Origin of the sequence: Leptospira abararensis (assembly GCF_016918735.1) — a bacterium.
GTDB classification, from domain to species: domain Bacteria; phylum Spirochaetota; class Leptospiria; order Leptospirales; family Leptospiraceae; genus Leptospira_A; species Leptospira_A abararensis.
In genome coordinates this window covers 47,966-73,027 of record NZ_JAFFPR010000055.1, presented here as the reverse complement: position 1 = coordinate 73,027, position 25,062 = coordinate 47,966, and the positions used below count along the sequence as shown (strand labels likewise).

Below are 25,062 nucleotides of genomic sequence, written 5' to 3'. Positions count from 1 at the left end.
AAAACTCAATCCACGGAACTTATCCCATCAAACTTGGGTTTAGTATATGGTGAAGTTGAGTAGAATTACATTTGTTATTTTGGAAGTATCTGGATTGTTCGGTCTGTCTGCAAAACCAATTCAAATAAAGGAACTCTGGCAAACAGCCTTACAATCCAATCCAGAATTTTTATCCGCCAAGGCTGATTATGACAAAGCCTTCTTTGAAAACGAAAAAAGTTATGCGGCTTACTTACCAACAGTTAATGTATTGGCATCTGCAAGACAATCTTCTGCAAACTTTAGTGGATCGGGTACTGTCAATGATCCTTTGATCAATGGGGCAAACACGGGTTCAACTACAACGCAAACTTCAAATTCAGGGGAGTCCAGACCAACAGCAGTCAATCGATATTCGGTGGGACTTAGTACAAACCAAAACCTTTTTGCTGGATTTCGAGATAAAAGTGGGATCGATAAAACTGAAGCCTTACTTCAGGCAGCAAAACAAACATTAAATGACTCAAGGTTGAAGATTTGTTTTGAATTGAAGTCGGGTTATGCACAAATGTTGTACGCAAAAGAACTCCACCAACTTTCCGAAAAAATTAAAGATAGGCGGACTAAAAATCGTGATTTGGTAAAACTTCGTTATGAAGTAGGTAGGGAACATAAGGGAAGTTTTTTACTCAGCGAATCCTTTGTGAAACAATCCGAATTTGAAGTTTCCTCGGCTTTTCGCCTCTTCGAAAGTAATTTGAATGAAGTGGAGAGAGTGATTGCCAATCGATTGGATATTAATATCAATTCTGAATTTGTTTATGAACCAATCCTCGAAAAAAAGTACTCAGAAAAAGAAAAAGAATCACTCTTAGAGGCTCATCCATCTGTTATGGCTGAACAATCAAAAGTGAGAGCAGCTCAAGCTAATATCGGTGTAGCGGAAGCTGGCTTTTATCCTGACCTCAATTTAAGTGCCACTGTGACAAGACAAGATGATGTTTGGTTACCCAAACCAAGGAATTATAGTTTTGGATTGAACTTAACCTATCCCTTGTTTAATGGCGGTCGAGATTATTATAATGTAAAAATTGCCAAAACGGAATATGAAAAATCCATTTATACTAGAGATTCGAAAAGGAACGCACTTTCGTTTTCTTTGGAGCAGTCCCACTTAAATTTTAAAAATGCTTCTGACCAACTGATAGTATTAACAGAATTCTATAAAGCATCGGAGATTCGGGCGATGATTGCTAGATCCCAATATTCCAATGGACTGATTAGTTTTGAAAATTGGGATATTATCGAAAACGATCTAATCAATCGTGAAAAAAATCTTTTGTTAGGTAAGAGGGATCTGAATTTGACTGAAGCTAGTTACTTGCGAAATTTAGGAAAGTGTTTTGATGAAGATTAAGTTTATATTCATTTCCATTGTTGTAATCATAATTTCTGTAACAGTCTATCTATTTGGTTTTGGAAAATCAAAATCAAATACCAAACTTGAATCTTCAAAAGCCTTCCGAGGTGATTTGATTGTTACGGTTCGTGCCACAGGAACTGCCATTCCCAAAAACCGATTGGAAATCAAACCTCCCATCGCAGGACGGGTGGAATCCATTTTAGTCAATGAAGGAAACCATGTAGGTCGTGGCAAAATTATTGCTTGGATGAGCTCTACAGAAAGGGCAGCCCTTCTCGATGCAGCTAGAGCTAAAGGAGAAGAGGAGTTAAAAAAATGGGAAGATTTTTATAAACCAACTCCTGTCATTTCGCCTTTACGAGGTTTGGTGATTGCATCTAACATTAGCCCTGGACAAACTGTCACACAACAAGACATTCTCTATGTGTTGTCAGATAACCTAATGGTACAGGCAAAGGTGGACGAAACGGATCTATCAAAAATAAAAATTGCTCAGATTGCCAATATCACAGTAGATTCTTATTCCAATACTCCTATTCAAGCGAAGGTGACCCATATTGCCTATGAAGCTGTGACGGAAAATAATGTAACTATGTACAATGTGGATTTGGAATTAAAAACCATTCCCGAATATTTGAGAAGTGGGATGTCGATTACTATCGACTTTATCATTTCGGAAGAGAGAGATGTGTTACTGCTTCCTAATGAATTTGTAAAAGCTGGGTCCGGTAAAGCGAAAGTCACCAAAAAGGTTGAGGGGGAACTTGTGGAAACAATGGTAACCATTGGGAATTCCGACGAACAGAATACTGCGATTCTTTCAGGCCTTACGGAAAATGAAATGGTATATAGAAAGAAAAAAATTCAAGAGGAAAAAAAGGCAAGTAGCGGTGGACCATTCTCCTCACCTAAAATGCCGAAGAGATAATGTTTGTTAGCAATTGAAATTCATAACTTAAATAAATCCTATTCCATAGGGAATTCGAAATTCCCCGTTCTTTCCGGGATCAATTTAAAAATCGAACAAGGTGAGTTTGTGGCCATTATGGGTCCTTCTGGTTCTGGCAAATCCACATTATTGCAAGTGATGGGACTTTTGGATCATGTAGATTCAGGTACCTATACTTTGTTTGGTCGTAAAGTAGATGGCGAATCTTCAAATACATTGTCCGATTTGCGAGGAAGCCTGATTGGATTTGTATTCCAACAATTCCATTTATTATCCAAATCCAATGCAATACAAAATGTAAGTTTACCATCCTTATATACAGATGTGGATCATACCAATGAAAGTGCTGTGGAGCAGTTAGAAAAGGTGGGTTTGGAAAATCGAATCCATCATACTCCGAATGAATTATCAGGAGGACAACAACAACGAGTGGCCATCGCTCGTGCGCTGCTTGTCGATCCACCGATCATCTTTGCGGATGAACCCACAGGGAACCTAGATTCCAAAAGTAAAATTGAAATCATGTTGGAATTACAACGCCTCCATCGGGAAGGAAAGACCATAGTTATGGTGACCCATGAACCGGAAATGGCGGAGTATTGTGATCGAGTCATCCATGTGAGTGATGGGAAAATTGTATCGGATGAAGGAAAAAAGAAAAAGCTAGCAAAGGTTCAAAATCTTTTTCCAAACATAAATCTAAAACGAAAAACAGGATGGCCTCTATTCCAAGGTATCTTTTTACAATCGCTATTTTCCTTATCATCTAATCGATTGCGCACTTTTTTATCGGCTCTTGGAATTCTTTTTGGCGTAGTTTGTGTCATCTCTGTGATGGCACTTGGAGAAGGTGCTAAAAAATCAGTAGAAGAACAATTCTCTTCGTTAGGTGCCAATTTGGTCATTGTTCGTACAGGAGGAATGAGAAGTGGGGGAGTGTCCTTAGAGGCAGGTACAGTCAATCGTTTGGATATCTTTGATGTCGGAGCCGTAGCCAAAAAATTTCCGGAAGTAAGACAAATCTCTGCTGTTGTGAATGGCCGAGGACAATTGGTCTATGGAAATCGAAATTGGAATAGTTATATCACGGGTGCGAGTCCCAACTATGAAACTCTTAGGAACTTAGAACCAATAGAAGGTAGGTTTTTTACAGAAGAAGAAAACCAAAAGAGAGCACTCGTATGTCTAGTGGGAAACACCGTCGTGAAAGAACTTTATGAAGGAAAAAATCCTGTAGGAACCTATTTAAAAGTAAATCGTATATTGTTTCGAGTCATTGGTCTTCTGCCCGAAAAAGGGAGTGGTGGATTTCGTGATCAGGACGATGTAGTTTTAATTCCACTAAACACTGCTATGCGAAGATTATTAAATAAAGATGCAGTGGATAATTTAGAAATGGAATTGGAGAAAATAGAATCTTCAGACGAATTCACAACTTCCTTAAAACGATATTTGCATGAAAGACATGGAACAAATGAATCGATGGGAAATCTTTACCAAGTGATGAACATGGCTGACATCCAATCCGCTGTCTCTGAAACCAACCAAACTATGACTACCCTTCTCATTGCCCTCGCAACGGTTTCTCTTATGGTGGGTGGGATTGGAATTATGAATATTATGTTAGTCTCAGTTAAAGAAAGAACCAAAGAAATTGGACTTAGAAAAGCTCTAGGTGCACGTGAGTCAGACATTCGGATGCAATTTTTAATTGAATCGACATTGACGAGTTTGACTGGTGGGATTGTGGGACTTGTATTTGGAATCCTGTCCGTTTTATTTTTACAAGAATACTTTGGTTGGAGTATTGTTTTGTCCTTTCCTTCTATTGGATTTGCATTTCTATTTTCCATATCGATCGGAATTCTCTTTGGCTGGTGGCCTTCTGAGTATGCTGCCAAACTGAGTCCCATCGTGGCATTACGATCGGAATGAATATAAAACTGAATCCAAGGAAAGTCCCTCAACAAAAACGCTCTAAAGAGAGGTATCAAAAAATTGTAAATACCGCAATTGAGTTATTAGGTGAGGTTGGATATGATGATCTGACTACGGATTTGATTGCCGAAAGGAGTGGAATTTCTGTCGGATCTATCTATCAATTTTTTCCGAACAAAGAATCTATTATTTATTCCCATGCGGAATCGTGTTATTTTATCCTTCATGATCATTTTTTTAAACTTCTAGATGAAGAATTAAAAAAGAAAAAAAAGTTCTCTCCGGATTTCATTGAATTTACACTTCAATCGTTTGAACGAGCCTTAAATGAAGTCAAAGGATATCGTTTGATCAATTCCATACTCTATACGAACCAAGCCTTGTTGCAATTGGATATTGAGAGTAATGAAAGATTTGCAAAGTCATTAGCAAAAAAAGTGATCCTCCATTTGTTTCCTAAAGTAGATAAAAAACGCGCCTACTATAGTTCCTTAATGATTGTGGAAACGGTGGATGCTGTGTTCAAAATTGCCCAAAGAAAGGGAAAACCGACTGAAAAGAAGGCAGTGATCGCGGAGCTTAAGAATCTTTTGTTTGTATATTTTTCCTCCTTCCTTTGATTTAACATTGACAAAGTTTTAACACAGATGTAAAATTCTCAAAATGTGAGGGAATCCTCATATTCTGGGAAAGACCGATGAAACAGACCAAAAAGATTTTATTAGGAATCTCAATTGCCGTATTCATAACACTTGGTATGAATCATTGCAGTTCAGAAGATCCTGCCAATTCGGCGTTTGTCCACGTTACCATGATGGACAATGCCTTTCACCCGCCAGTCATTCGAACTTTTAAAGGCGGAAAAATTCGATTTGTGAACGAAGGAAATAACCCTCACAATGCTATCTCTATCACCAAAGATTGGTCTACAGAGAAAACATTTGGTAATTTGGCTATGTTTCGCGGTGCACATACGGATGTGTTCTTTCCAGAAGAGGGTGTTTTTCCTTATTTCTGTTCCTTTCATGCCTCACCCGATGGCAAAATCGGAATGACCGGTGTTGCCGTGATTGGAGATGCAACTTACAATCCGCAGACGAACATAACAAAATCAAAGATATCAAAAAAATGGACAGGGGTCACTCGTAAGGTTCCTTCCCAATACAAAACCATTCAGAATGCAGTGGATGCTGCCTTACCTGGTGACTTAGTCCTTGTCGCAAAAGGTGTCTATAAAGAAGAAGTGACTGTCACTACACCTTCGATTGTGATTCGTGGAGAAGATCGTAATGAAACCATTATCGATGGTGAATTCCTTCGCGGAAACGGAATCATGGTTGTAGGAGCTGACGGAGTTGCGGTAGAAAACCTAACAACAAGAAATGCCACACTCAATGGTGTATATTGGACGGGAGTAAAAGGATACCGCGGATCGTACTTAACGGCTTATAATAACGGAGACTACGGAGTTTATGCATTTGATTCAGTTGATGGACTTATGGAACATTCTTATGCTTCTGGATCTCCTGACTCTGGTTTTTATATTGGCCAGTGTAATCCATGTAATGCGATTATCAATGATGTGATTTCTGAGAATAATGCCCTTGGATATTCGGGGACTAACTCCAGTGGAAATTTATACCTTTTATCTTCTATTTGGAGAAAAAACCAATTGGGTATAGGACCAAATACATTGGATAGAGAGTTACTTCCTCCTCAGAAACAAATTGTCGTGAAGAAAAATATTGTTTATGATAATAATAATACCAATGCTCCTTCTAAAAAGTTAGAATATCCATCAATTGGAAACGGTATCGCTTTACTTGGGGCCTTAGAAAATGTTGTGGAAGACAATTTAGTTTTTAATCATAACAACTACGGAATTTTAGTTACCATGAATATCGACGAGAACATTTGGATTTCCAATAACAACGTCGTAAAAAATAATAAGGTATATCATTCTGGTAGGGGGGATATTGCTCTTAGCGGACCTGTGAATGTGGGAAACTGTTTTGAAGGAAACTCTTATGGAGTGTCAAGCCCACCACTACTCGAAACCCTACAATCTTGTACAGGCATTCGTTATCCTCACACGGGAGATATGTCCTCTAGCATTGGATTGTTAGCTTTATTTGTTCAGGCAAATCTTAAGGAGTTTGTACTTGGCTCTTACCAAAACCAACCAATCCCACCTTCTCAAATGAATATGCCTAAAGAAAGTTTGGCGAATGTGTTACCTGCACATGATGTTTTTGAAACAAACAAAGGTTTGATAACAACTGCGGAACTTCCGAAACTTAGCCAAGCTGAATTTGATTCTGCCACGAACAAAATGTACACATCGGGATGGAGAGTTCATTTTCCAGGCACTTTAAAAACATGGTATTTCCATCTTATGGGATATTTGTTGCCATTTGCTATTTTTGCAGCTTGGACTGGTCTTGCCATTTTGGATCGATTTTCTGCGAAAGGTTCCAAGTTGGATTATTACTTTTGGCTGATTTTACTGGTTCCGTTTATTGGATCTTTGATCTATTTGTATTCCAAAGAATCAAAAATTTCAAAAGCCGTTCGAAACACAGTAGTTTTCGGTGGCATTTTTCTTTTCTTTACCATTCTGGCTTATGCCGGTTATGCGATGACGGCGGTAACAGAACCGTCTGTAACTTAATATAGGAGTTTATTTATGGAAACAACTTTTGCAAACCCAGGTTTTTGGACATACTTTATCGGATCTTATGCGTATTACCTTCCTTTTGTTTTAACGATGGTTTGGGCACCGCTGGCACTCTTTGGTTTATCCAAACAAAAAGGAATGGATACAACAAAACAAATCATTTGGTCACTTGTGATTTTGGTAGTTCCGGTAGTTGGGCCCGCGGTTTATTTGTTAGTAGCCGATACCGAATACGAAAAAAAATTCAAACAGATCGCTGTTGGCGGCGGTCTTGGAGTTTTAGTTCTTGTTTGGGTTCTCAGTTTAATTTCTCACATCTAAGATATAAGAGAGTTTTATTATGGATCGGAAGAGTTTTTTAACAACAATCGGATTCGGTGTTATGGGATTTGTGGGATCACTTTTTGGATCTATCAAATTCAATTCACGGAACTCTGAAGAAATTTGTGGACCTTCTGATCCATCCGTTGCAACTAACTTTGGAGTGGTGACCACTCCTACTGTAAGTGATAATTACCAAAATTCGATTGGAGCTGGCGGGAGTTTACGGGGGACAAACACTTACGGGAGTATGGCCCACCCACCTTTTTTTATTAAAGAGGAGTATACTCAAAGGTTTTACTACCCGCCTAACTATAAGAATACGAATCAAAAAGTAAAAGAATTTAATTTAAATCTTTTTCCTTTGAGTATGAATATTGCTCATAATATCAACTACCCGGCATGGACCTTTGATGGACTCGTTCCTGGCCCTGTTCTTCGTGCCAATTTGGGTGATACTCTTCGTATACATGTTAAAAATTCTAGCCCGGATCCTCATTCTTTGCACTTTCACGGAACTCATGATCCTCTAGAGGATGGATGGGAGCCAATTCCGGCCTTTGGAGAAAGAACTTATCAAATAGAAGCAGGTCCTATTGGACTTCATCCCTACCATTGCCATGTACCGCCACTTATGGTGCATACCGCCAAAGGGTTGTATGGTGCTTTGCTCGTAGATCCACTTACCAAACGAAAACCTGCCCATGAATTTGTTATGACATTTTCTGGATGGGATACCAAAGGAAAGGGTAAAAACGATTATTATACTTGGAATGGGATAGCAGGGATTTATGATCGTTATCCTATGAAAGTTCCCGTAGGGGAAAGGGTTCGGTTCTACATTCAAAATATGATGGAAAGAGAACCCATCATTACCTTTCATTTACACGCGCAGACTTTTGATATCATTCGAAGTTTGGGAAGTATTGTTCCCGATGGACATTCTGATGTTGTGACTATCGGCCAAACGGAACGAGTTGTGATTGAATTTGTACTGAAGAAAAAAGGTCGGTATATGTTTCATCCCCATCAAACACATATGGCTGAAAATGGAGGAATGGGTTGGATCGTCGCCGTATAACTCTGATCAGCCTTTTTTTGATCCTAAGTTTTTTTTCTTTTTGTAAATCCAAAGAAGATACAATCAAAGAAGAGTGGAAACATTTATCCTTTGTAAAACCAGATGGGAGTTTACTCGACCCGAAGTTTTGGTCTGAAAAAAAATCTGTTTTGTACTTTGGGTTCTCTCATTGCCCCGATATGTGTCCTCTTGCATTGACTAATTTTGGTCGGGCTTCACTGATACTCGGTGAAAAATCGAATCGATTTCGATTTATTTTTGTAACGCTGGACCCAGAGAGGGATTCTCCTGCGACATTGAAAAACTATATACAGAATTTTCCTGGAAAGAATTTAACAGCACTTTCTCCCAATGCAGAGTCTCTAATCAAACTCACCGACCTATTTGGAATTGTCAGAGAAAAAGTCGGTGAGGGAAAAAGTTATAGAATAAATCATTCCAATTTTATTTATGTATTGGATGAAAATCTGAATACGCTCACAAGTTTTCCTGGTGGAGTTTCTGGTAATGCCCTAGCAACAAAACTTAGAGAACTTGCTGAACTCTAGATGTAAGGATGATTTCGATTTCAGTCCTTGCGCCTTCAGGATAATTTCTAGACACTTCGAAACTAAACTCCGAATAAAGATTTTTTAATCGTTCTTTTATATTTCCTAAAGATCGTTCTAATAATTTTGTTTTATCCGCAAGTAATTCCTCTGGAATTCCAATCCCATTGTCATAGACAACGAAACTAAAAACAGAATCACGTATCATTTTTGCATGAATGAACAATTGGAACTGTTCCTCTGCTGATCCCCGAAATCCATGTTTAAAAGAGTTTTCGATAATCGGTTGCAAAAGAAGTGGCGGAAGTATTACCGAAGAAAAGTCTCCAGATTTTTTGAAATCAATTTGGATTGTATCGTAAAATCTTAGTTTTTGTAGATGTAGATAATCTTCTAAAAAATTCCATTCTTCTTCAAAGGGAATCCAATCTCTATCGGTTCTGTCCGAAATGAATCTATAATTATTTGCTAGACTCAAAATAGCATCACCAATTAACTCTGGTTTGATTTTATGAAGAGCATGAATCGTATTTAGAGAATTGAATAGATAATGTGGACTCATCTTTGTTTGTAAAGTCTTGAGTTGGCTTTCTTTTAATGATTTCTCTGCTTTCAATAAATCTTCTTTGTACAATTGTGCTTTTTGTCTATTTGCAAATATTGTGCGTTCTAAAGCAAAACCTTGGGAAATAACACCGAATAACACTCCCCAAAGAACTACTTTGTTTGTGGAGTTATCATTCGATTTGATTGCTAGGAAAATTTCTAAAATTACAAGGAAAAATGTAACACTAAAACCTATAAAATGTCCAAAAGCCTCGGGATTTCCTTTTTTCCAAGCTTCAAAGGTAATATAAATTGGTCCAAGTATGTTGATGAGATTGAATAGAATAAAAAAACTTCTGCTACTAATGAGCAATGTATGGGAAACATCAAAGAATGGAAGGGAAAAAACTAAAATGGTGGTCAATGTACAAATCAATACATCTAAATAAATTAGTATATCGAGAACTCTATAACTTCCACTTCCGAAAAGGCGCCGCACTCCTGATAACATAGGAATAAAAACAAAATTGGAAGATATCGTAGTGAGTATAAATAATGTTTCTGAATTTGTAAAAAGGTATCGAATGAGTATATTGGAGGTTAGGCCGAGCAGTCCGAAACACAAAGAAAAAGCAGAAAAATCCAGAAGGATATTGTATTGTTTTTTAAATTCAATGAAATAGACTAGTGCGCATATAATTCCAATCATTAGGAAGAAGGAATGAAAGAAAATAGGTGTTAAATTTTTTAAAGCGACTTCGCGGTATAAGGCGGTTTGTTTACCTACTAAATTTTCAACAATAGAAATAAGAAAGAGGATACCTTTTTTATGATACAATCTTAGATAGTAGTACTTTGAATCATCATTTGGAATTTTAACCCAATCAAATTTTGACTGAAATATATTCGGTAATCTTTCCTGTTCTAAAAAGTCCCCATATTTGAAAATGGATTCTCCATATTCATTAAAAATCTCTATATTTAAACCTCCATGTTCTAATAAAAAGTATAGTTCTTCTTTTACTTTTTGATTTCGAAATGCTTTGGAACGTAACCAAATAAATTCAGAATCTGTGATTCGTTGAAGTTCCGTATCATTAATCCAACCGAAAATGGATTCCCAGTAAACTTTATGCATTTTTTGAAAGTCAATCTTTCCATTGTCATCCGTCGGTATATCTCCAACAAAATATTCGGTATTTTCAGCTAGGTAATATTCTGCTAAAGAACTATCTGTGGGTTTTAATACGGAGTAACTATAAGAGGTTAAAGAGACTGTTAAAACGAGAGAAAGGAGGCAGATGGATAGAGTTGGTCTTTCTAAAAATCTGCTCCAATAGTTTCCCATAGAACTTACGTTAGTCTTCTAAGGAAAATAAAATAGGAAGTCTGTGGGCCATTTTTTTTGGCTGCCCTTGCACATAACCTGGACTAAATCGAACTCGTTTGATGAGCTTCATGGCTGCCTCTTCAAATCCATAACCAGCCCGACCAGAAACAATTTTTGCTGATTGTAGACTTCCATCTTCGTTCACTTGAACTAGAAGTACAACTTGTTTTTCAACAATATTGGCTGCTTTTGCTTGTGGAGGAAAGTATTCCTTCAAGTCAAAGTCAATGATAGCCGTCGGCATTTTGTCTCCATTGAAAGAGAATAGATATCCGTCTTTGTCCGTTCCATTACCTGAAAGTTGGTTTGGATTGATGTCTGAGTTGTCGGGTTCATCGGCTTTGTCTTTGTTACTTCCTTCCACCCATTCCTGTTTTTCAATAGGCGCTGGAGAGGAGGTTCCCCCAATCAGTTCTGGAGGAATTTCTTCAAAACTAACATCCACATCTTCGAAGTTTGATTCTTCGATCACTTCATCACCACGTAATTGGCTTATCTTATAACCAGCGTAAGTTGCCGTATGAACAAACAAACTACCAATCAAACAAACGTGGAACAAACGTTCTCTATTTTGTTTGATAGAATGTTTGAAAGATTCCAATAGTTCCGCAAAACGATTCATTTTTTTACACTGAGGGCAATTTTAGTCACACCCGCTTTTCGGATGATTCCCATCAGCTCCGTAATTTTTCCATAAGGGAGACTTTCATCTGCGGAGAGAGTTAAACGCATATTAGGTCTAATTTTTGCTTCTCTTTCTAGATTTCTGACTAGGCCAGAAATGTCCGTGTCTTTTCCCTCTAATAGAATTGCACCCGTTTTAGTTAACGCTACTTGTACCGATTCGGCAACGTTCGGATCAGCAGCTTGTACTTTTGGTAAATTGATATTTAAACTTTCTTTTTTTAGGAAGTTTGCCGTTACCATAAAAATGACTAGAAGAACTAAAATCACATCCACCATGGGGGTGATGTTAATACTTCCAATTTCTTCGTCTTGAGAACCTGATGCTCCAGCCATAATTATACCTTTGTCTTATTCATTTGATAAGAGAGTAGTTCTTTTTTCAGAATTTCCATATTCTGCAAAATGACTTTGGACTTCCTAGAAAAATAATTGTTCGCCATTACCACAGGAATGGCAACCGCAAGACCCGCAGCCGTTGCGAGAAGAGCTGTAGAGATGGAACGCATCACCACTTCTGCACCAGAACTTCCCAAGGTTCCCAAACCATAAAATGCTTTGATAACACCAAGAACCGTTCCCAACAATCCAATAAAAGGAGCATTATTACCCAATGTGTTTAGGATTGGTAATCGTTTTTCCAGCTCCAATTTTTCAGATAGAATTTGGCCATCTAAACTTTCATCCAATCCCTTTCTTCCTAATTTCAATTGATTGAGAGCAAACTGAAGGAATCTTGTATAAGCTGATTCTTCACCGGCATCGGTTTTCCAATGAATTTCTGGTTCTTCTTGTAAGGAAGTTCTAACTTCGTTTAAATAATCTTCGTTTTTTTTACCTAAAGATTTTTTGTAATAAATTAACCTTTCGGCAAACACTGCCAATGCGATAACACTTGCTACTGCCATTGCAATAAAGACTAATTCTTCACCTATTTCTACATACTCTTGCATACTATTCTCCGTTTTGAATGATATTAAATAATAAATATAATGGAATCTGGTCTGTGCTAATTTGATTGTTCGTCGATGCAAAACAAGATCTCAAACAAGAAATTGCTGAACTAGATGTTAGACTAGATTCTATTAGTGCAGGGATTGTTGATTGAATACAAAGTCCTGAACTTGTTTTTGATTTCCAATCAGTCACTTGGCAATTGAAGGCACAGGTTTGTGCAATTGCTGACATATTTTTATATGTAGAATTTATCATTCCTTGGCAAGTGAGAGTTTTTGCACTTGATGTAGTTTCTGTAAAAGGTGCCCCGACTGATTCAGCATAGGCTTTGAAACATAAATCTTTGTTTGTGATGATTGATTCACAGGTTTCTTGCGGTGCATTCGGTGTTGCCAGATACTGTAACAAAACTGTTTCTTTATAAGAATCTTCGAATTTTTTAGACTCAGCGCAAGAAAACAGAATTAGAATTCCAAGAAAAAGGATGTTATACTTCATTAGAAGTGTACCTCCATACCAATGTTGAAAAATGGAATTACAGTACCACCTGGAAGTTCTAAGGTTCCAAAGGTATCATTTTCTTTAGGGTTTGTTGCTGAAAATGGTCTTGAATTATCAAAATCATAACCGTTTTTATTTTTTCTCATATAAACGTTTACGATTTCTAGATACCAGTTCATATAACCCCAAGAATAGTTTTCAAATATATCAAATCGAATATCGAACCTATGAAAATCAGTTCCACGTTTAACATATCCATACTGAGGTGAATTGGGGTTATTGGAATATTGTGGGTTCCAATAGGTAAGACCATTGAGTGGATTTGAAAATCTTCCTCCATCATCGCCAACCACAGGTCTTGAAGGAACCGATGTTAAATAACTCCACCGACCACCGATTTGAAATCCTTCACTCATTCTCCAACCATAGATAAAGTTTGCTACGTGGGTTCTATCCCAAGGTGCTAATTGTTCTTTTGAGTTTGGAAAATAAGCAGCAAGAATTTTTCTTTCGATCCCACCAACTTGTGATGTATCACCTTCATAAACTTGGTATAGGTTTGTGTTTTGAAAAGATTGTGACCAAGTATAGGAGATCCAACCAAACCAATCTCTTGTACCTGGGCGTGCATTTTTACGAATCAAAAGTTCGTATCCATGAGACCAACCTGAAGCTCTGTTTGAATAGTTTAACGGACGATTGGCGACGATTGGTTGAGTTAACCATTGACCCTTATCAGGATTTAATCCAACTGGACTGGATACATAAGGATCATCAATAATGGTATCTGTGAATTGGTTTTTGAAAACTTCCATTTTCACCTGCCAAACCTGGTCGATCTTTTGATCGATACCCGCACTGACTTTTCTTGCTCTCTCGAATCGTAAATCAGGGTTTCCTGTTTCTGAGTTAAAGTTCGTAGTTAAAGGAAATCTGGACACATCACCACCACTTCCATAGACAGTCATACCTTTTCCAACTTCAGGAAATGTATAAGAGGCTGTCGCTCTCGGTGTTAAGGCACCATTACCTGTAACTTGAACATAGTCATAACGTGCACCTGGTTCGAAAACAAAATTACCAAATTTAAAATGAAGTGTTGTATAGGCATTGTAGTAAGGCGAATTCCCTTGAATGCTAATAGGTCGACCAACAAAATCAGGGTTTGCCGAATTGTATGGGTTAGGTGAGGGATTTGTTGGATCTCGCAGAGCTACTTCCGTTCCATAATCTCTAAAAGAAAATCTTCTTACCTCTGTTCCAAAATCAACTTTTAAAAATCTGGTTGCTGTCCAGTATGCATCCTGGCGGACACCAACGTAACTTCCTCTTTGGTATTGTTTTCCCTGGATAGTTCCAAAACCAACATTGTATTCACCAATCGGATCAAAGTTAATCAATGTAATACGGTTCTGAAACTTGTCACCAGGAATCCAAGTATAACGAAGTGCTGTTGTTCTAAAACTTTGCCCAAAACTTGCTTTGGCTCCACTTAAAAGTGCAAATGCGGAAGCGGTGGGATCATTGGCAGGTTTATTCGGAACATCGATAGCAAAATTGTCCTGGGCCGTTAGGTTATAAAAAGAGATTTGGTGCTCTGGGGTAAAGTTATGAACATATTTAATTTGAGAGTCGTTATACCTCGGAAGTCGAATTCCTTCGGGTAAAAGTCCTGTTGCACCTAACGTTTTATCCAGATATCCAAGTTTACCAGCAATTGCCAAATAACCTTTACCACCTGAAGTGGGAGTCGCCGCATAGGCCGTTGTATTCCATAAGGAGACCTGAAAAGCACCTTTTGTTTTTTGAACAGAGTCAACAGTTTCAATTTCAATGATACCACCTGTCGCATTATTAAAGTTTGCCGGATAAGCACCTGAATATAAGTCAATTGATTTGATTAAGTCGTTATGAATCACCGATGTTAATCCATCTAAGTGGAATGGATATAAAATAGGGAGATCATCATAAAGATAGGTGTTGGCATTAGGGTTGGCACCACGTACAATAATCCCATTGGCACCGCCTCCGAAACCTATGTTGGGAATGACTCCCGGAAGAGTTTCCAAGGCACGGAGAGCTTCTCCAAAAGTACCTGGCATCCTTTTGATTTCTTCATAACGCACCTTAGTTCGAGAAGAAACCGTCTTTTCCCTTTCCCCTTCCACAACGATTCCCGTTTTGGGTGCACTCGTTTTTTTCTCTGTGTAGATGGTTCTTGATTCATCTTCGGATCCAACTGAAATCTTTATTTCTTGGATTCCTGTGTCGCGTAATAAACGTAAGGTGTAATCACCTGCAGTTGGAAACTCTAGTGTAACATTTCCCTCTGCATCCGTTTGCGCAAATTTTTTCGTTTCAAAAATTAAAACGGATAGGTTCTTCTCTGCAATTTCTTTTTTTGGATTGATCAGTTTGGCACGAATACTCACTGCAAACAGTGGGGATCCAATACAAAAAAGGAAAATTCCAAATAAGATAGGGTTATTTAATTTGAATTTTACTGAGTTCATTGAAGTTTAAATACCAAGGGAGGTCTCCCGTTTCTTTTTCGAGGTAAATGAGAGTACAGGGTAAGGGATAACCGAGAAACGGACATTCCGTACGCGTAATCGCAATCGTACAAAAATCCAAATTCCTTTGGATTGGTTTATTCAATATCACCAAAGGTGGATTTGGGATGGGGTTTCCACATTTTTCAGATGCAAATTTTGCAGCAGCATACACTTGACTTTGTGCATCATTTGTTTCTACACGATCCACACCGGGCCCACAATGATAAGTTAACCCTACCGTGAGTATAAATATTCCAAACCAAAATTTCATTTGGTACCTTTTGTTCCTGGGCTTTCCGCCTCTTCCGGTTGTCCAACGACATCAGCCGTTACATTTACCACTGTAACCAATCCTAAAGGGAAATATGCTTTGTCTTCTCTTTGGATTTTGATATTGATCAAAGTTTTTCCAGTAGGATATTTTTCTAAAATTTGACTCATCGCTAATTCTACATTAGGTGCTTTTGTTACTGGAAACATTCCGAGTAAATAAAAAGCAGAGTCTTGTCCTGTCCCTTTACCTAGAATTTTATATTCTGTGGAACGTACAACTGTCGCTGAATCAAATAAATGAATATCCTTCGGAACATGTGAACCGATACAACCCATTGCCATAATTAAGGCCGACAGGAAACTGATAAAGATTTTGGGAATCGAGGTTTTCATTCGTTATTTTATCTTTTGTTTTTATTCGTTGATTGCGTCGGGAATCGTACCAAGTCACCTTTGATGGTAAATCGATAACGTGTTAATGGTCCAAAAATTGATTTATCATTCCAGTAACGAATGTTAACGAGTGCATCCCCTGCATCCTCTTCCATCACTCTTTCGTATAAGTCAGTAATAGGTGGTTCGGTGAAAGGTAGACCAAAAATAATAAAGTCTAGTGCGTACCATGTAAAGGTTTTCTCTACAGTTTTTACTGTTTCGTAAGGTGTGTTTGGGATCGGTTTATTACTAGTAGCAATTCCAACGGAAGAAGAGGCACAATTGAATGAACCTAAAGTTAAAAGGAAGATGCTTGCAGTAGCGATAAAATGTTTCATAAAAAAACTCCGTCTTTGAGTCCAGATACTATTTTTATGGCTTTGGTCAACGGAATAATTGGGCTAACGACGATTAACTACCTAACTTGGAATGAACGCTACATATTCGGGAGTGAAATCAGAATCTGTTACAGTTTGAGTGCTTCTTTGAGATTTTGAGCAAAGGACCTACCAACCGGAAGGGTGGTTTCGTCCTCATTCTTTAGTTGGATGGTATAAGATCCACCCTTATCATAGCGTAGACTTGTCACGTAATCTAAATTAACCAAAAAACCCTTATGGATTCGAATGAACTGTTCAGTAGGTAATTTTTCTTCAATTTCCTTCAGCAATTTTGAAGTTTCGTAATCTTTCTGTGTAGTATGAATCACACAACTTTTGTTATTTGCCGAAATGAATTGTATGTCTTGAAACGCTAATAAAAATACAGCAGAATCTGATTGAATTTTGAGATTAGTTATCTTTTCCTTAGAAGTGCTTTTGATTTGTTTCGATTCTTGTAGAAATCGTAAAGCTTTATCCACAGATTTTCGAAATCGATCAAAAGAAAAGGGTTTGAGCAAATAATCAGTCGCATCTAAATCAAATGCCTCTACAGCATGTTCACTATACGCAGTGGTGATTATGAAAAAAATGGATTTATTATGCTCCTTTCTTAAAATATCCATTCCATTAACTGCGGGGAGGTTGATGTCCATAAAAACTAGATCAAATTGTTTTTCTTGGAGTAAGTGCAATGCCTTATCACCACTTTCAGCAATCCCTGCAAGTTTTAACTCGGCACAGTTCATAATATAATCCATCATAAGCATCCTTGCTGGATACTCATCTTCGATGATTAGAACTGAATAAGTGGAGGAGCCCATGAATTTAATTTATGTTACATCAATAAAGAAAAAAGTGACATCGTCTTTTAGTTCTTCTTCCGAAAATTTCGAAATTTGAACAATGATTTCTTGTGACAATGTTTTTATGTCCTTGTTTTTCCCTTTTTCCAGTAGATCAAGTATTTTGCTTTCACCGAACAATTTATTTTCTGCACGAGCTTCTGTTACACCATCTGTGAAAAAAAAGTAGCGATCACCAGTTTCCATTTTATGCGTCCATTCAGCGTAAGTAAAGGAATCTCGCCATCCAATGATGGGACCTTTTACATTCATAAATTCGAATTTACCTCGGATTCGATTGTAAATGAGTGGGTTGGGATGACCCGCTGAGGAAAAGATAATATTTTTTTCTTTTGTATCAATGAGAGCACAACATGCCGTAATAAAATATCTACTGACTAGTGATGTCAATGCTTGGTTCATATGTTCTAAAACATCTTTGGGTGAATTGATATTTTTTGTAGATTCCCTAAACTGCACTTTTACCATCGAAGATACAAAAGCAGCAGGAACTCCGTGCCCGGCTACATCAGCAATTAACAAAAGCAAGCGATTGTCGTCTAACTCTACCCAATCATACAAATCACCACCCACTTGTTTCATAGGAAGGTAAGTTGTATGAATTCGAATTCCAATTGTATTTGGATGTTCTTTTGGAAGAAGGTAACTTTGTAGTTGGGAGGCAAAGAATAAGTCTTGTTCTAAGTCCTGGTTTTTTTCCCTGAGTTCAATGGTTCTTTCGCGAACACGAATTTCCAAATCCTTGGTTAGTATAGAAAGTTCTTTTTCATTTTTTGCATGTCTGTAAGAGATAGCGACTCCTGAAAGAATCATTAGAATCAAAAATCCGTATTGCGTTAAATAAATATTTTTTCCTGAAGTAACATCGATGATGATATCAATCGTAGCACCGGTGCAAATACAGATAAAACCAACAGCTAAAAAGTAAGCTTCTGCTTTTTTTGCCTTTGCCGCTCTAATGACCCCTCTAATGATAAAGAAAATAACCAATAACAAAGAAAACTCCCAAATCCGGAGTAGTAATATTCTTGTTGGTATTTCAATTTCCCATGTTTGCGCAAATGCAATACCGAGAAGGAAAAATACAAGTAACCTTTCTTTTATGTGGAATTTGGTTTGGAATAAAGAATAACTAAACAGAAAGATCGAAACAGGAAGCAAAGTTTGAGCTGTAAAAAAAACCTTTAACCAAAAGAAAAATGAGAAGTTTGTATATGTATAACTAATGTTTAATAGGGGTAATCTCCACATAACAAATATTAATGTGGATAATAAAAGATAGAAGTTTGCTTTTGCCTGTCTTTTTAATATTATCGAAAAAATTTGGTAAGCACCAATTCCGAAGAATAACATAATAAAACAAAAATCTCTCCCATCCTCTCGGATGATGAATTCCTGTAATTGTTCGTAATTTCCCAATACAGGAACTTTTCGAAACAAACCACCTTGGAATGTTTTATTCCGGAAGTGGATTTCAATTTCTAGTTCGTTCGCTTCATTGACTTTGAGAACAGAACTAGGGATAAAATATAATCGTTTGTAATACCAGTTGGGTAAATACAATCCATCTGCAGATACACTACCAGTCTCTCCTAACAATATTCCATTCACAAAAAGTTTGTCGACCTCTTGGACTCTGTCTAAATAGATGCCAAGTGGTTTGTTGTCTGGTTCGTAATAAAAACTGGTTTTGTAAGAACCGTGAACCGGTGGGTTCATTCCTTGCAAAGAGAGGCCTTTTCCGACTTGGATTGGTTTTGTTTCCCCTTGGGACGTAAAAGTCCAACCTTCCGACAAAGTCGTAAGATATTGGGAACTTACTTTCAATGGTTCCGAGGAAAGCGAAAATACCGCAGTAAGTAAAATGGGGAAAATAAATGAGAGGGATCTCATCACTATCGGCTAAAGGTAGTTCTGAACAGGGAGAATGCAAGTTGATTTTCAATCTCTTATATAGTTTAGTTAATTTTTTGGAGAGAATCTAAATGACAATCACTCAACTTCGATATATCGTCGCTTTGGATCAGTTCAAAAGTTTTGCAAAAGCCGCCGAACATTGCTTAATCGCTCAACCTACATTGAGTTTACAAATTCAAAAGGTGGAGCAGGAGCTTGGTTTCGAATTATTCGATAGAAAGAAAAATCCGGTCATTACCACAAAATTAGGTAAAGCTGTAGTTGATCAGGCAAAAAATACTTTAAAAGAAGCTGATAAGCTCTTTGAAATTGTCGGCCAATGGAAGGATGAACCTGCTGGCAATATTTCTATTGGAATCATTCCTACAGTCAGTAATTATTTAATCCCTTCTATTTATCAGAGTTTACAGACTGAGTTTTCGAAAGTGAACTTTCGGATTTCGGAATTACCAACACTTTCCATTATCGAAAAATTAGAATCGGAAGAAATTGATTTAGGGATTCTCGCAACTCCGCTAAAGATTTCAAACATCGTTGAACACCCGCTCTACTACGAGCCCTTTGTTGTTTACTATCCCAAAGATGCCAAAGAAAAATCAGCCTCTGTTTCCATGAAACATATCGAAAAATATCCTCTCCTTGTGCTTGGAGAGGAACATTGTTTTCGCCACCAGTCCTTAAAAATCTGTAATCGTAATTCGCTTGCGAAAATTGAAAGTGGAAGTGTGGAAACTCTCAAACGAATGGTCGATATGGGAATTGGGATCACTCTTTTGCCTAAATTGTCCGTGGACCAATCTTCGGAACGGATTGTTCCTTTTGATTCCCCGGAGCCTGCTCGGGAAATCAGTTTGGTTTACAAAAAGGGATTTTACAAAACCAAAATTCTAAAAAAACTCACAAGTTTGATTCTCGGTGTGATTCCTAAAGAATACCATAGTAAAGAAAAATATAAAATCATAGGGGTGTCTTTAAACCAAGATTAGAGATCTTCGCTGGATTTATGTCATAGCTTTTGTAAATCTCGTAATTTATAGTATTTATTTTACAAATGATCCGTTTGCGAGTATATTCTTCTTAACAACAAAGGAGGATATTCAATGTCCAATATCAACACTCAAATTCCTGACTTTACCACGGAAGCCTTCCATAACGGTGCTTTTAAAAAAATTAGCAAAAAAGACGTTCTTGGAAAATGGTCCGTATTTGTTTTTTACCCTGCGGATTTTACTTTTGTTTGTCCAACCGAACTTGGTGACGTAGCAGATTATTATGCAGAACTCCAAAAAATGGGAGTGGAAGTGTATTCCGTTTCTACAGATACACATTTTGTTCACAAAGCTTGGCACGAAGCAAGTGATACCATCAAAAAAATCAAATTTCCAATGTTAGGTGATGCTTCTGGGAAAATCACTCGCGGATTTGGGATTATGATTGAAGAGGATGGCCAAGCACTTCGCGGAACATTTGTAGTAAATCCAGAAGGTGTGATCAAAACTGCTGAGATCCATGACCTTGGAATAGGACGTTCTGCAGAAGAATTAGTTCGTAAAGTGCAAGCAGCACAATACGTTGCAAACAATGACGGAGAAGTTTGTCCTGCAAAATGGAAACCAGGTAATTCCACTTTGAAACCAGGTCTTGACTTGGTAGGAAAAATCTAAACTAAATTAGGCGGGATAAAACCCGCCTAAATCGGGAGGTTATTATGTTAGATGAATCAACAAAAGAACAAGTAAAACAATACTTCGAAAGAATCAAAAATCCAGTGAACATACGATTGTTTTCGGGAGATCATGAAAAACGAGAGGAGTTGATTGAGTTTTTAAATGATATCGTCTCTTTAAGTTCTCAGATTTCTTTAGAACATTCTGTGGATAATAAGGATGGTCTTCGTTTTTCCATTCTATCAGAAGGAAAACCAACCGGAATTGAATTTTCTGGAATTCCTATGGGCCATGAATTTACTTCATTGATATTAGCAATTCTGCAGTCCGGTGGAAATCCAATCAAATTGGAAGAAGGGATTCTTTCTGCTGTATCAAAACTAAAAGAAAACTTACACTTTGAAACATTTATCTCTCTTGATTGCCATAACTGTCCCGAAGTGGTTCAAACTCTTAATAGTTTTGCCCTCGTGAATCCTTCGATTTCGCATAACATGATCGACGGGGCGATGTATCCAGATCTTGTAAAAGAAAAAAATATCCAAGGAGTTCCGGCCGTTTTTCTAAATGGAAAAAGATTCCTATCAGGAAAGGCCGAAGCTTCCGTTATCTTCGATAAACTTTTGGAATTATATTCAGTTCCTAAAACAAAAGAAGAAAATTCCGATATAACGAATCCATCTGATGTTTACGATGTAACTGTGATTGGTGGTGGGCCCTCTGGTGTAACAGCAGCAGTGTATTCAGCAAGAAAAGGCCTGAAGACTCTTGTTATCGCTGATAGGTTAGGTGGTCAAGTAAAGGATACTTTGGGAATCGAAAATATTATATCCATTCCTTATACAACGGGACCTGAACTTACCCATGTATTGTCAGAACAATTGGACAAAAACCAAATTCGCAAAAAAGAAAATGTCCGCGTTTTGAAAATTGAATCTGGTGATTTAAAGACCATCCATTTGAATACTGGAGAACGGATTGTTACAAAAACAGTGATACTTTCCACAGGAGCCAAATGGCGTGAACTGAATGTTCCTGGAGAAAAAGAGTTTGTTGGAAAAGGTGTCGCCTATTGCCCGCACTGTGATGGACCTTTTTTTAAAGATAAGGATGTAGCTGTGGTTGGTGGGGGAAACTCCGGTGTGGAAGCAGCATTAGACCTTAGTGGAATCGTAAAATCGGTCACTTTAATTGAGTTTGGTGATAGATTGAATGCAGATAAGGTTTTGTTAGACAAAGTGGCCCAGTCTCCGAATATCAAAACTTTGGTCAAAACGCAAACTATGGAAATCCAGACCAATACCGAAAAAGTCACTGGGCTTACCTATAAGGACAGAAGTTCAGAAAAGTCAGAGACCATTCCCCTTGATGGAGTTTTTGTTCAGATTGGTCTTGTACCAAACAGTAGTTTTGTGAAGGATTTGGTTACTACCAATCGTTTTGGAGAGATTCTTGTCGATGAAAAATGTAAAACCAATGTAGATGGAATTTTTGCTTGTGGAGATGTAACAAACACTCCTTACAAACAAATCATCATTGCTATGGGTGAGGGAGCAAAGGCGGCCATCAGTGCTTTTGAATACCTATTACACGCGGCTTGAGGATAACCATTTTTCAAGAGTTGAATAGAGATCGGCGGCGGAAATTGGTTTGGTGAGAAAGTCATTCATTCCAGATTCCATCGCCGTATCTTTTACAGAAAAAAAAGCGCCTGCAGTTAATGCAATGATTGGAATTTTTTTGTTTGATCCTTTTTCAAGTTTTCTAATCTGAATTGTTGCCGTATAACCGTCCATTACCGGCATTTGTAAGTCCATAAAAATTAAATCGGGAATTTTTTGTTGGAATTGATCAACTGCATCAGCTCCATCGTTAGCGTATCTTAGTTTTATATTAGGATATCTTTTTAATAACATTTTTGATAATAATTTTTTGTTTAAATCATTATCTTCTACAATCAAAATTTCATTTTGAATTAGATTGTTTTCAACAATCACAGACTCATCGGGAGTCGTGTGTTTTTCTTCGAATAAATTGGACGATATTGATCCTGACGAATTTACTTTTAAGGATAGTATAAAGCTAAACGTACTCCCTGTCCCAAGTTCACTTTCGAATCGAAGGTGAGAATTCATTTTATGGACTAGTTCACTTGTGATAGTAAGACCAAGTCCTGTACCTCCATATTTTCTGGTAATTGATGTATCTGCTTGTGAAAATGAATCAAACAATTTTGTCTGTGAATTGGGATCGATTCCAATACCGGTATCGGATACAGCAAATTCGATATCTATGATATCGTCTTTTTGTTTGATTGGTTTGACTGAAACTTCTACTTTTCCTTCATGAGTAAACTTGATGGCATTCCCGATTAAATTGGAAAGTACTTGTCTCATTCGCAAGGGATCCAATGAAACAAATCGAGGTAAGTTGGGATCCAAATGAAGATTCAAAGGAATGGCTTTTGATGCTGCAGAAATTTGGAAAAGATCTACAGTCGATTGGACCAAATCATTTAAATCCGTGCTTATGAATTCAAGTTCCATCTTTCCAGAATCAATTTTTGAAAAATCTAGAATTTGATTTACTAAAGATAGTAAACTTTTCCCAGAAAGGAATATGCTTCTTAAGTATTCTTTTTGTTCCTCTGAGAGGGATGAGTGGAGTAATAGTTCTGTGAATCCAATGATGCCATTGAGTGGAGTTCTAATTTCGTGGCTCATATTGGCTAAAAAATTACCCTTAGCCATGTTTGCTGCTTCTGCCATTTCTTTTGCTTTTCGCAAAGTATATTCTATTTTTTTCGTTTCTGTAAGATCGGAATTTGACCCAACCATTCTGATTTTATTTCCAGAAGCGTCTCTTTGGATATAACATCGCGATAATACATGAGCAAAATTCCCTTTCCTCTTTTTCATTTGGAAACTGAATTCAAAGGTTTCTCTTTGTGAGAGCAAAATGTTCTCTAAAAATTCAGTTACCCAATCTACATCATCGGGATGGATTAAACTTTTCCAATAACTGATGGGAATATTATCTGGTGATTCATCATTACCAAATTCTAACCACCAGCGACGTGAATAGATGACTGTGTCATTGACTAAGTCCCAATCAAACCAACCATCGGAACTAACTTCTAAAATTAAAGCATAACGTTCATTAGATTCTTTTAGAGCATTTTCCGCACGTTTTTGTTCTGTAATGTCTTTACTGGCACCGACAATAAATTTGAATTTTCCATCAACTTCAATCGGGGTGAGAGCAGTAGTCCAAATTCTTGTACCTGCAGGCATGGGAATACTTTCTTCATAAGAGATTGTTGTTTTTGCTTTTAGGGCATTCCGGTAATTTCTGATTATGGGTGTACCCAACTCTTCACCTAATAAATCAATAGGAGTTTTTCCTTGTATGAACGATTGGGTAACTCCAGTGGATTTTTCGTATGCGGTATTGACTCGGCGGATTACAAAATCTCCATCCCCCATTACTTCTACAAGAAACATGGAATCTTGACTTCCATTAAACAAAATATTATTTTCAAGTAACAGTTCTTTGATTTCTACGGATTCGTTTTTAAAAACATCTTGTAAGGATAATAATTCGGAAATATCTGAGATGATCCCATCAAACCTAAGGATTTCTCCTGCATCGTTCCGAATCAACCTACCTTGACATTGAACATATTTAGTTTGTTTGTCTTTTGTATGGATGCGGTAACGAACTCGAATTTTACCGTCGACATTTAGAGAGGTTAATGCAAGTTCTACGATCGAGCGATCATCCAGATGGATTAGGTCCCGCCAAGCATCCCGCTCATTTGTGAAGTATTCAATCGGATATCCAGTGAGAGTTTCAGTAGAAGGGCTTATGTAGATAATTTGTAATTCTGGATAACTGGCTGAAAAAATAACCTCCTCCATGGCGGAGAGAATCTGCATTTCCAATGAAGGGGGAGGAGGGCGCATACGAACCATT

The 25,062-nt window shown here is 37.5% G+C and carries 22 protein-coding genes and 1 pseudogene; 11 read left to right on the top strand and 12 right to left on the bottom strand.

From position 1 onward, the window contains the following. Positions 1-46 precede the first annotated feature (46 nt). The 8 genes from JWG40_RS16465 (at position 47) to JWG40_RS16430 (ending at position 8,916) form a co-directional block, all read left to right on the top strand. Entirely contained in the window at positions 47-1,396 is a 1,350-nt protein-coding gene (locus JWG40_RS16465) for a TolC family protein (RefSeq protein ID WP_205286862.1), read from the top strand. Then, a complete protein-coding gene (locus JWG40_RS16460) occupies positions 1,386-2,330 on the top strand; it encodes an efflux RND transporter periplasmic adaptor subunit (RefSeq protein WP_205286861.1) in 945 nt (314 codons plus the stop codon). Before JWG40_RS16465 ends, JWG40_RS16460 begins: the two co-directional genes overlap by 11 nt. 3 nt (positions 2,331-2,333) lie before the next feature. Further along, the gene (locus JWG40_RS16455) at positions 2,334-4,286 is read left to right on the top strand and encodes an ABC transporter permease (RefSeq protein WP_205286860.1); all 1,953 of its coding nucleotides are present in this window, start codon (positions 2,334-2,336) and stop codon (positions 4,284-4,286) included. After that, the gene (locus JWG40_RS16450; RefSeq protein WP_205286859.1) at positions 4,283-4,909 is read left to right on the top strand and encodes a TetR/AcrR family transcriptional regulator; all 627 of its coding nucleotides are present in this window, start codon (positions 4,283-4,285) and stop codon (positions 4,907-4,909) included. The genes JWG40_RS16455 and JWG40_RS16450 overlap by 4 nt, the downstream gene beginning before the upstream one ends. 77 nt (positions 4,910-4,986) lie before the next feature. After that, positions 4,987-6,960 carry a right-handed parallel beta-helix repeat-containing protein gene (locus JWG40_RS16445; RefSeq protein ID WP_205286858.1) on the top strand — a complete coding sequence of 658 codons (1,974 nt, stop codon included), beginning with the start codon at positions 4,987-4,989 and terminating at the stop codon, positions 6,958-6,960. Between the two features lie 15 nt (positions 6,961-6,975). Next, the gene (locus JWG40_RS16440) at positions 6,976-7,287 is read left to right on the top strand and encodes a PLDc N-terminal domain-containing protein (RefSeq protein ID WP_205286857.1); all 312 of its coding nucleotides are present in this window, start codon (positions 6,976-6,978) and stop codon (positions 7,285-7,287) included. A 19-nt stretch (positions 7,288-7,306) separates the two neighbouring features. Further along, positions 7,307-8,368 carry a multicopper oxidase domain-containing protein gene (locus JWG40_RS16435; RefSeq protein ID WP_205286856.1) on the top strand — a complete coding sequence of 354 codons (1,062 nt, stop codon included), beginning with the start codon at positions 7,307-7,309 and terminating at the stop codon, positions 8,366-8,368. Then, the gene (locus tag JWG40_RS16430; RefSeq protein WP_205286855.1) at positions 8,350-8,916 is read left to right on the top strand and encodes an SCO family protein; all 567 of its coding nucleotides are present in this window, start codon (positions 8,350-8,352) and stop codon (positions 8,914-8,916) included. Before JWG40_RS16435 ends, JWG40_RS16430 begins: the two co-directional genes overlap by 19 nt. Here JWG40_RS16430 and JWG40_RS16425 read toward each other — a convergent pair. The 11 genes and pseudogenes from JWG40_RS16425 to JWG40_RS16375 form a co-directional block, all read right to left on the bottom strand. Then, on the bottom strand, positions 8,894-10,810 hold the full coding sequence (locus JWG40_RS16425) for a sensor histidine kinase (RefSeq protein WP_205286854.1): 1,917 nt from the start codon (positions 10,808-10,810) through the stop codon (positions 8,894-8,896). The two genes, JWG40_RS16430 and JWG40_RS16425, sit on opposite strands and share 23 nt — an antisense overlap. A 10-nt stretch (positions 10,811-10,820) precedes the next feature. Then, a pseudogene (locus JWG40_RS16420) lies at positions 10,821-11,291 on the bottom strand (energy transducer TonB); the annotation flags it as partial. 179 nt (positions 11,292-11,470) lie between these two features. Beyond that, positions 11,471-11,872, bottom strand: coding sequence for an ExbD/TolR family protein (locus JWG40_RS16415; protein WP_002973390.1), 402 nt, complete (start codon positions 11,870-11,872; stop codon positions 11,471-11,473). Between the two features lie 2 nt (positions 11,873-11,874). After that, positions 11,875-12,489 (bottom strand): MotA/TolQ/ExbB proton channel family protein, encoded by a 615-nt coding sequence (locus JWG40_RS16410; protein ID WP_205286853.1) that lies wholly within the window; start codon positions 12,487-12,489, stop codon positions 11,875-11,877. A gap of 1 nt (position 12,490) precedes the next feature. Continuing rightward, positions 12,491-12,991, bottom strand: a complete 501-nt coding sequence (locus tag JWG40_RS16405; protein WP_205286852.1) for a hypothetical protein — start codon at positions 12,989-12,991, stop codon at positions 12,491-12,493. Next, positions 12,991-15,507, bottom strand: coding sequence for a TonB-dependent receptor plug domain-containing protein (locus JWG40_RS16400; RefSeq protein ID WP_205286851.1), 2,517 nt, complete (start codon positions 15,505-15,507; stop codon positions 12,991-12,993). Before JWG40_RS16400 ends, JWG40_RS16405 begins: the two co-directional genes overlap by 1 nt. Next, a complete protein-coding gene (locus tag JWG40_RS16395; RefSeq protein ID WP_205286850.1) occupies positions 15,479-15,820 on the bottom strand; it encodes a hypothetical protein in 342 nt (113 codons plus the stop codon). The genes JWG40_RS16400 and JWG40_RS16395 overlap by 29 nt, the downstream gene beginning before the upstream one ends. Then, positions 15,817-16,215, bottom strand: coding sequence for a hypothetical protein (locus JWG40_RS16390; RefSeq protein ID WP_232369440.1), 399 nt, complete (start codon positions 16,213-16,215; stop codon positions 15,817-15,819). Before JWG40_RS16390 ends, JWG40_RS16395 begins: the two co-directional genes overlap by 4 nt. A gap of 8 nt (positions 16,216-16,223) precedes the next feature. Continuing rightward, positions 16,224-16,595, bottom strand: coding sequence for an LIC20211 family lipoprotein (locus tag JWG40_RS16385; RefSeq protein ID WP_205286849.1), 372 nt, complete (start codon positions 16,593-16,595; stop codon positions 16,224-16,226). Positions 16,596-16,723: 128 nt separating this feature from the next. Beyond that, positions 16,724-17,461 (bottom strand): LytR/AlgR family response regulator transcription factor, encoded by a 738-nt coding sequence (locus JWG40_RS16380; RefSeq protein ID WP_205286848.1) that lies wholly within the window; start codon positions 17,459-17,461, stop codon positions 16,724-16,726. A gap of 9 nt (positions 17,462-17,470) precedes the next feature. Further along, the gene (locus JWG40_RS16375; RefSeq protein WP_205286847.1) at positions 17,471-19,396 is read right to left on the bottom strand and encodes a PP2C family protein-serine/threonine phosphatase; all 1,926 of its coding nucleotides are present in this window, start codon (positions 19,394-19,396) and stop codon (positions 17,471-17,473) included. Positions 19,397-19,488: 92 nt separating this feature from the next. Between JWG40_RS16375 and JWG40_RS16370 the strand changes: the two genes are divergently transcribed. The 3 genes from JWG40_RS16370 (at position 19,489) to ahpF (ending at position 22,688) form a co-directional block, all read left to right on the top strand. Next, positions 19,489-20,406, top strand: coding sequence for a hydrogen peroxide-inducible genes activator (locus JWG40_RS16370; protein WP_205286846.1), 918 nt, complete (start codon positions 19,489-19,491; stop codon positions 20,404-20,406). A 114-nt stretch (positions 20,407-20,520) separates the two neighbouring features. Next, positions 20,521-21,084, top strand: a complete 564-nt coding sequence (gene ahpC, locus JWG40_RS16365; RefSeq protein ID WP_002979255.1) for an alkyl hydroperoxide reductase subunit C — start codon at positions 20,521-20,523, stop codon at positions 21,082-21,084. A 44-nt stretch (positions 21,085-21,128) separates the two neighbouring features. After that, entirely contained in the window at positions 21,129-22,688 is a 1,560-nt protein-coding gene (gene ahpF, locus JWG40_RS16360) for an alkyl hydroperoxide reductase subunit F (RefSeq protein ID WP_205286845.1), read from the top strand. On the opposite strand, the gene JWG40_RS16355 is transcribed toward ahpF, so the two are convergent. Then, positions 22,674-25,052: a PAS domain-containing protein gene (locus tag JWG40_RS16355; protein WP_205286958.1), complete on the bottom strand. Its 2,379-nt coding sequence runs from the start codon at positions 25,050-25,052 to the stop codon at positions 22,674-22,676. The genes ahpF and JWG40_RS16355 overlap by 15 nt on opposite strands. Positions 25,053-25,062 lie beyond the last annotated feature (10 nt).

What these genes read in the sequence shown, in the direction of transcription:
- JWG40_RS16440 (WP_205286857.1), top strand. Translation starts at nt 6,976, where the DNA reads ATGGAAACAACTTTTGCAAACCCAGGTTTTTGGACATACTTTATCGGA.
- JWG40_RS16435 (WP_205286856.1), top strand. Translation starts at nt 7,307, where the DNA reads ATGGATCGGAAGAGTTTTTTAACAACAATCGGATTCGGTGTTATGGGA.
- JWG40_RS16445 (WP_205286858.1), top strand. Translation starts at nt 4,987, where the DNA reads ATGAAACAGACCAAAAAGATTTTATTAGGAATCTCAATTGCCGTATTC.
- JWG40_RS16465 (WP_205286862.1), top strand. Translation starts at nt 47, where the DNA reads ATGGTGAAGTTGAGTAGAATTACATTTGTTATTTTGGAAGTATCTGGA.
- JWG40_RS16390 (WP_232369440.1), bottom strand. Translation starts at nt 16,215, where the DNA reads ATGAAAACCTCGATTCCCAAAATCTTTATCAGTTTCCTGTCGGCCTTA.
- JWG40_RS16450 (WP_205286859.1), top strand. Translation starts at nt 4,283, where the DNA reads ATGAATATAAAACTGAATCCAAGGAAAGTCCCTCAACAAAAACGCTCT.
- JWG40_RS16395 (WP_205286850.1), bottom strand. Translation starts at nt 15,820, where the DNA reads ATGAAATTTTGGTTTGGAATATTTATACTCACGGTAGGGTTAACTTAT.
- JWG40_RS16375 (WP_205286847.1), bottom strand. Translation starts at nt 19,396, where the DNA reads ATGAGATCCCTCTCATTTATTTTCCCCATTTTACTTACTGCGGTATTT.
- JWG40_RS16425 (WP_205286854.1), bottom strand. Translation starts at nt 10,810, where the DNA reads ATGGGAAACTATTGGAGCAGATTTTTAGAAAGACCAACTCTATCCATC.
- JWG40_RS16355 (WP_205286958.1), bottom strand. Translation starts at nt 25,052, where the DNA reads ATGCGCCCTCCTCCCCCTTCATTGGAAATGCAGATTCTCTCCGCCATG.
- JWG40_RS16370 (WP_205286846.1), top strand. Translation starts at nt 19,489, where the DNA reads ATGACAATCACTCAACTTCGATATATCGTCGCTTTGGATCAGTTCAAA.
- JWG40_RS16405 (WP_205286852.1), bottom strand. Translation starts at nt 12,991, where the DNA reads ATGAAGTATAACATCCTTTTTCTTGGAATTCTAATTCTGTTTTCTTGC.
- JWG40_RS16380 (WP_205286848.1), bottom strand. Translation starts at nt 17,461, where the DNA reads ATGGGCTCCTCCACTTATTCAGTTCTAATCATCGAAGATGAGTATCCA.
- JWG40_RS16415 (WP_002973390.1), bottom strand. Translation starts at nt 11,872, where the DNA reads ATGGCTGGAGCATCAGGTTCTCAAGACGAAGAAATTGGAAGTATTAAC.
- JWG40_RS16410 (WP_205286853.1), bottom strand. Translation starts at nt 12,489, where the DNA reads ATGCAAGAGTATGTAGAAATAGGTGAAGAATTAGTCTTTATTGCAATG.
- ahpC (WP_002979255.1), top strand. Translation starts at nt 20,521, where the DNA reads ATGTCCAATATCAACACTCAAATTCCTGACTTTACCACGGAAGCCTTC.
- JWG40_RS16460 (WP_205286861.1), top strand. Translation starts at nt 1,386, where the DNA reads ATGAAGATTAAGTTTATATTCATTTCCATTGTTGTAATCATAATTTCT.
- ahpF (WP_205286845.1), top strand. Translation starts at nt 21,129, where the DNA reads ATGTTAGATGAATCAACAAAAGAACAAGTAAAACAATACTTCGAAAGA.
- JWG40_RS16400 (WP_205286851.1), bottom strand. Translation starts at nt 15,507, where the DNA reads ATGAACTCAGTAAAATTCAAATTAAATAACCCTATCTTATTTGGAATT.
- JWG40_RS16385 (WP_205286849.1), bottom strand. Translation starts at nt 16,595, where the DNA reads ATGAAACATTTTATCGCTACTGCAAGCATCTTCCTTTTAACTTTAGGT.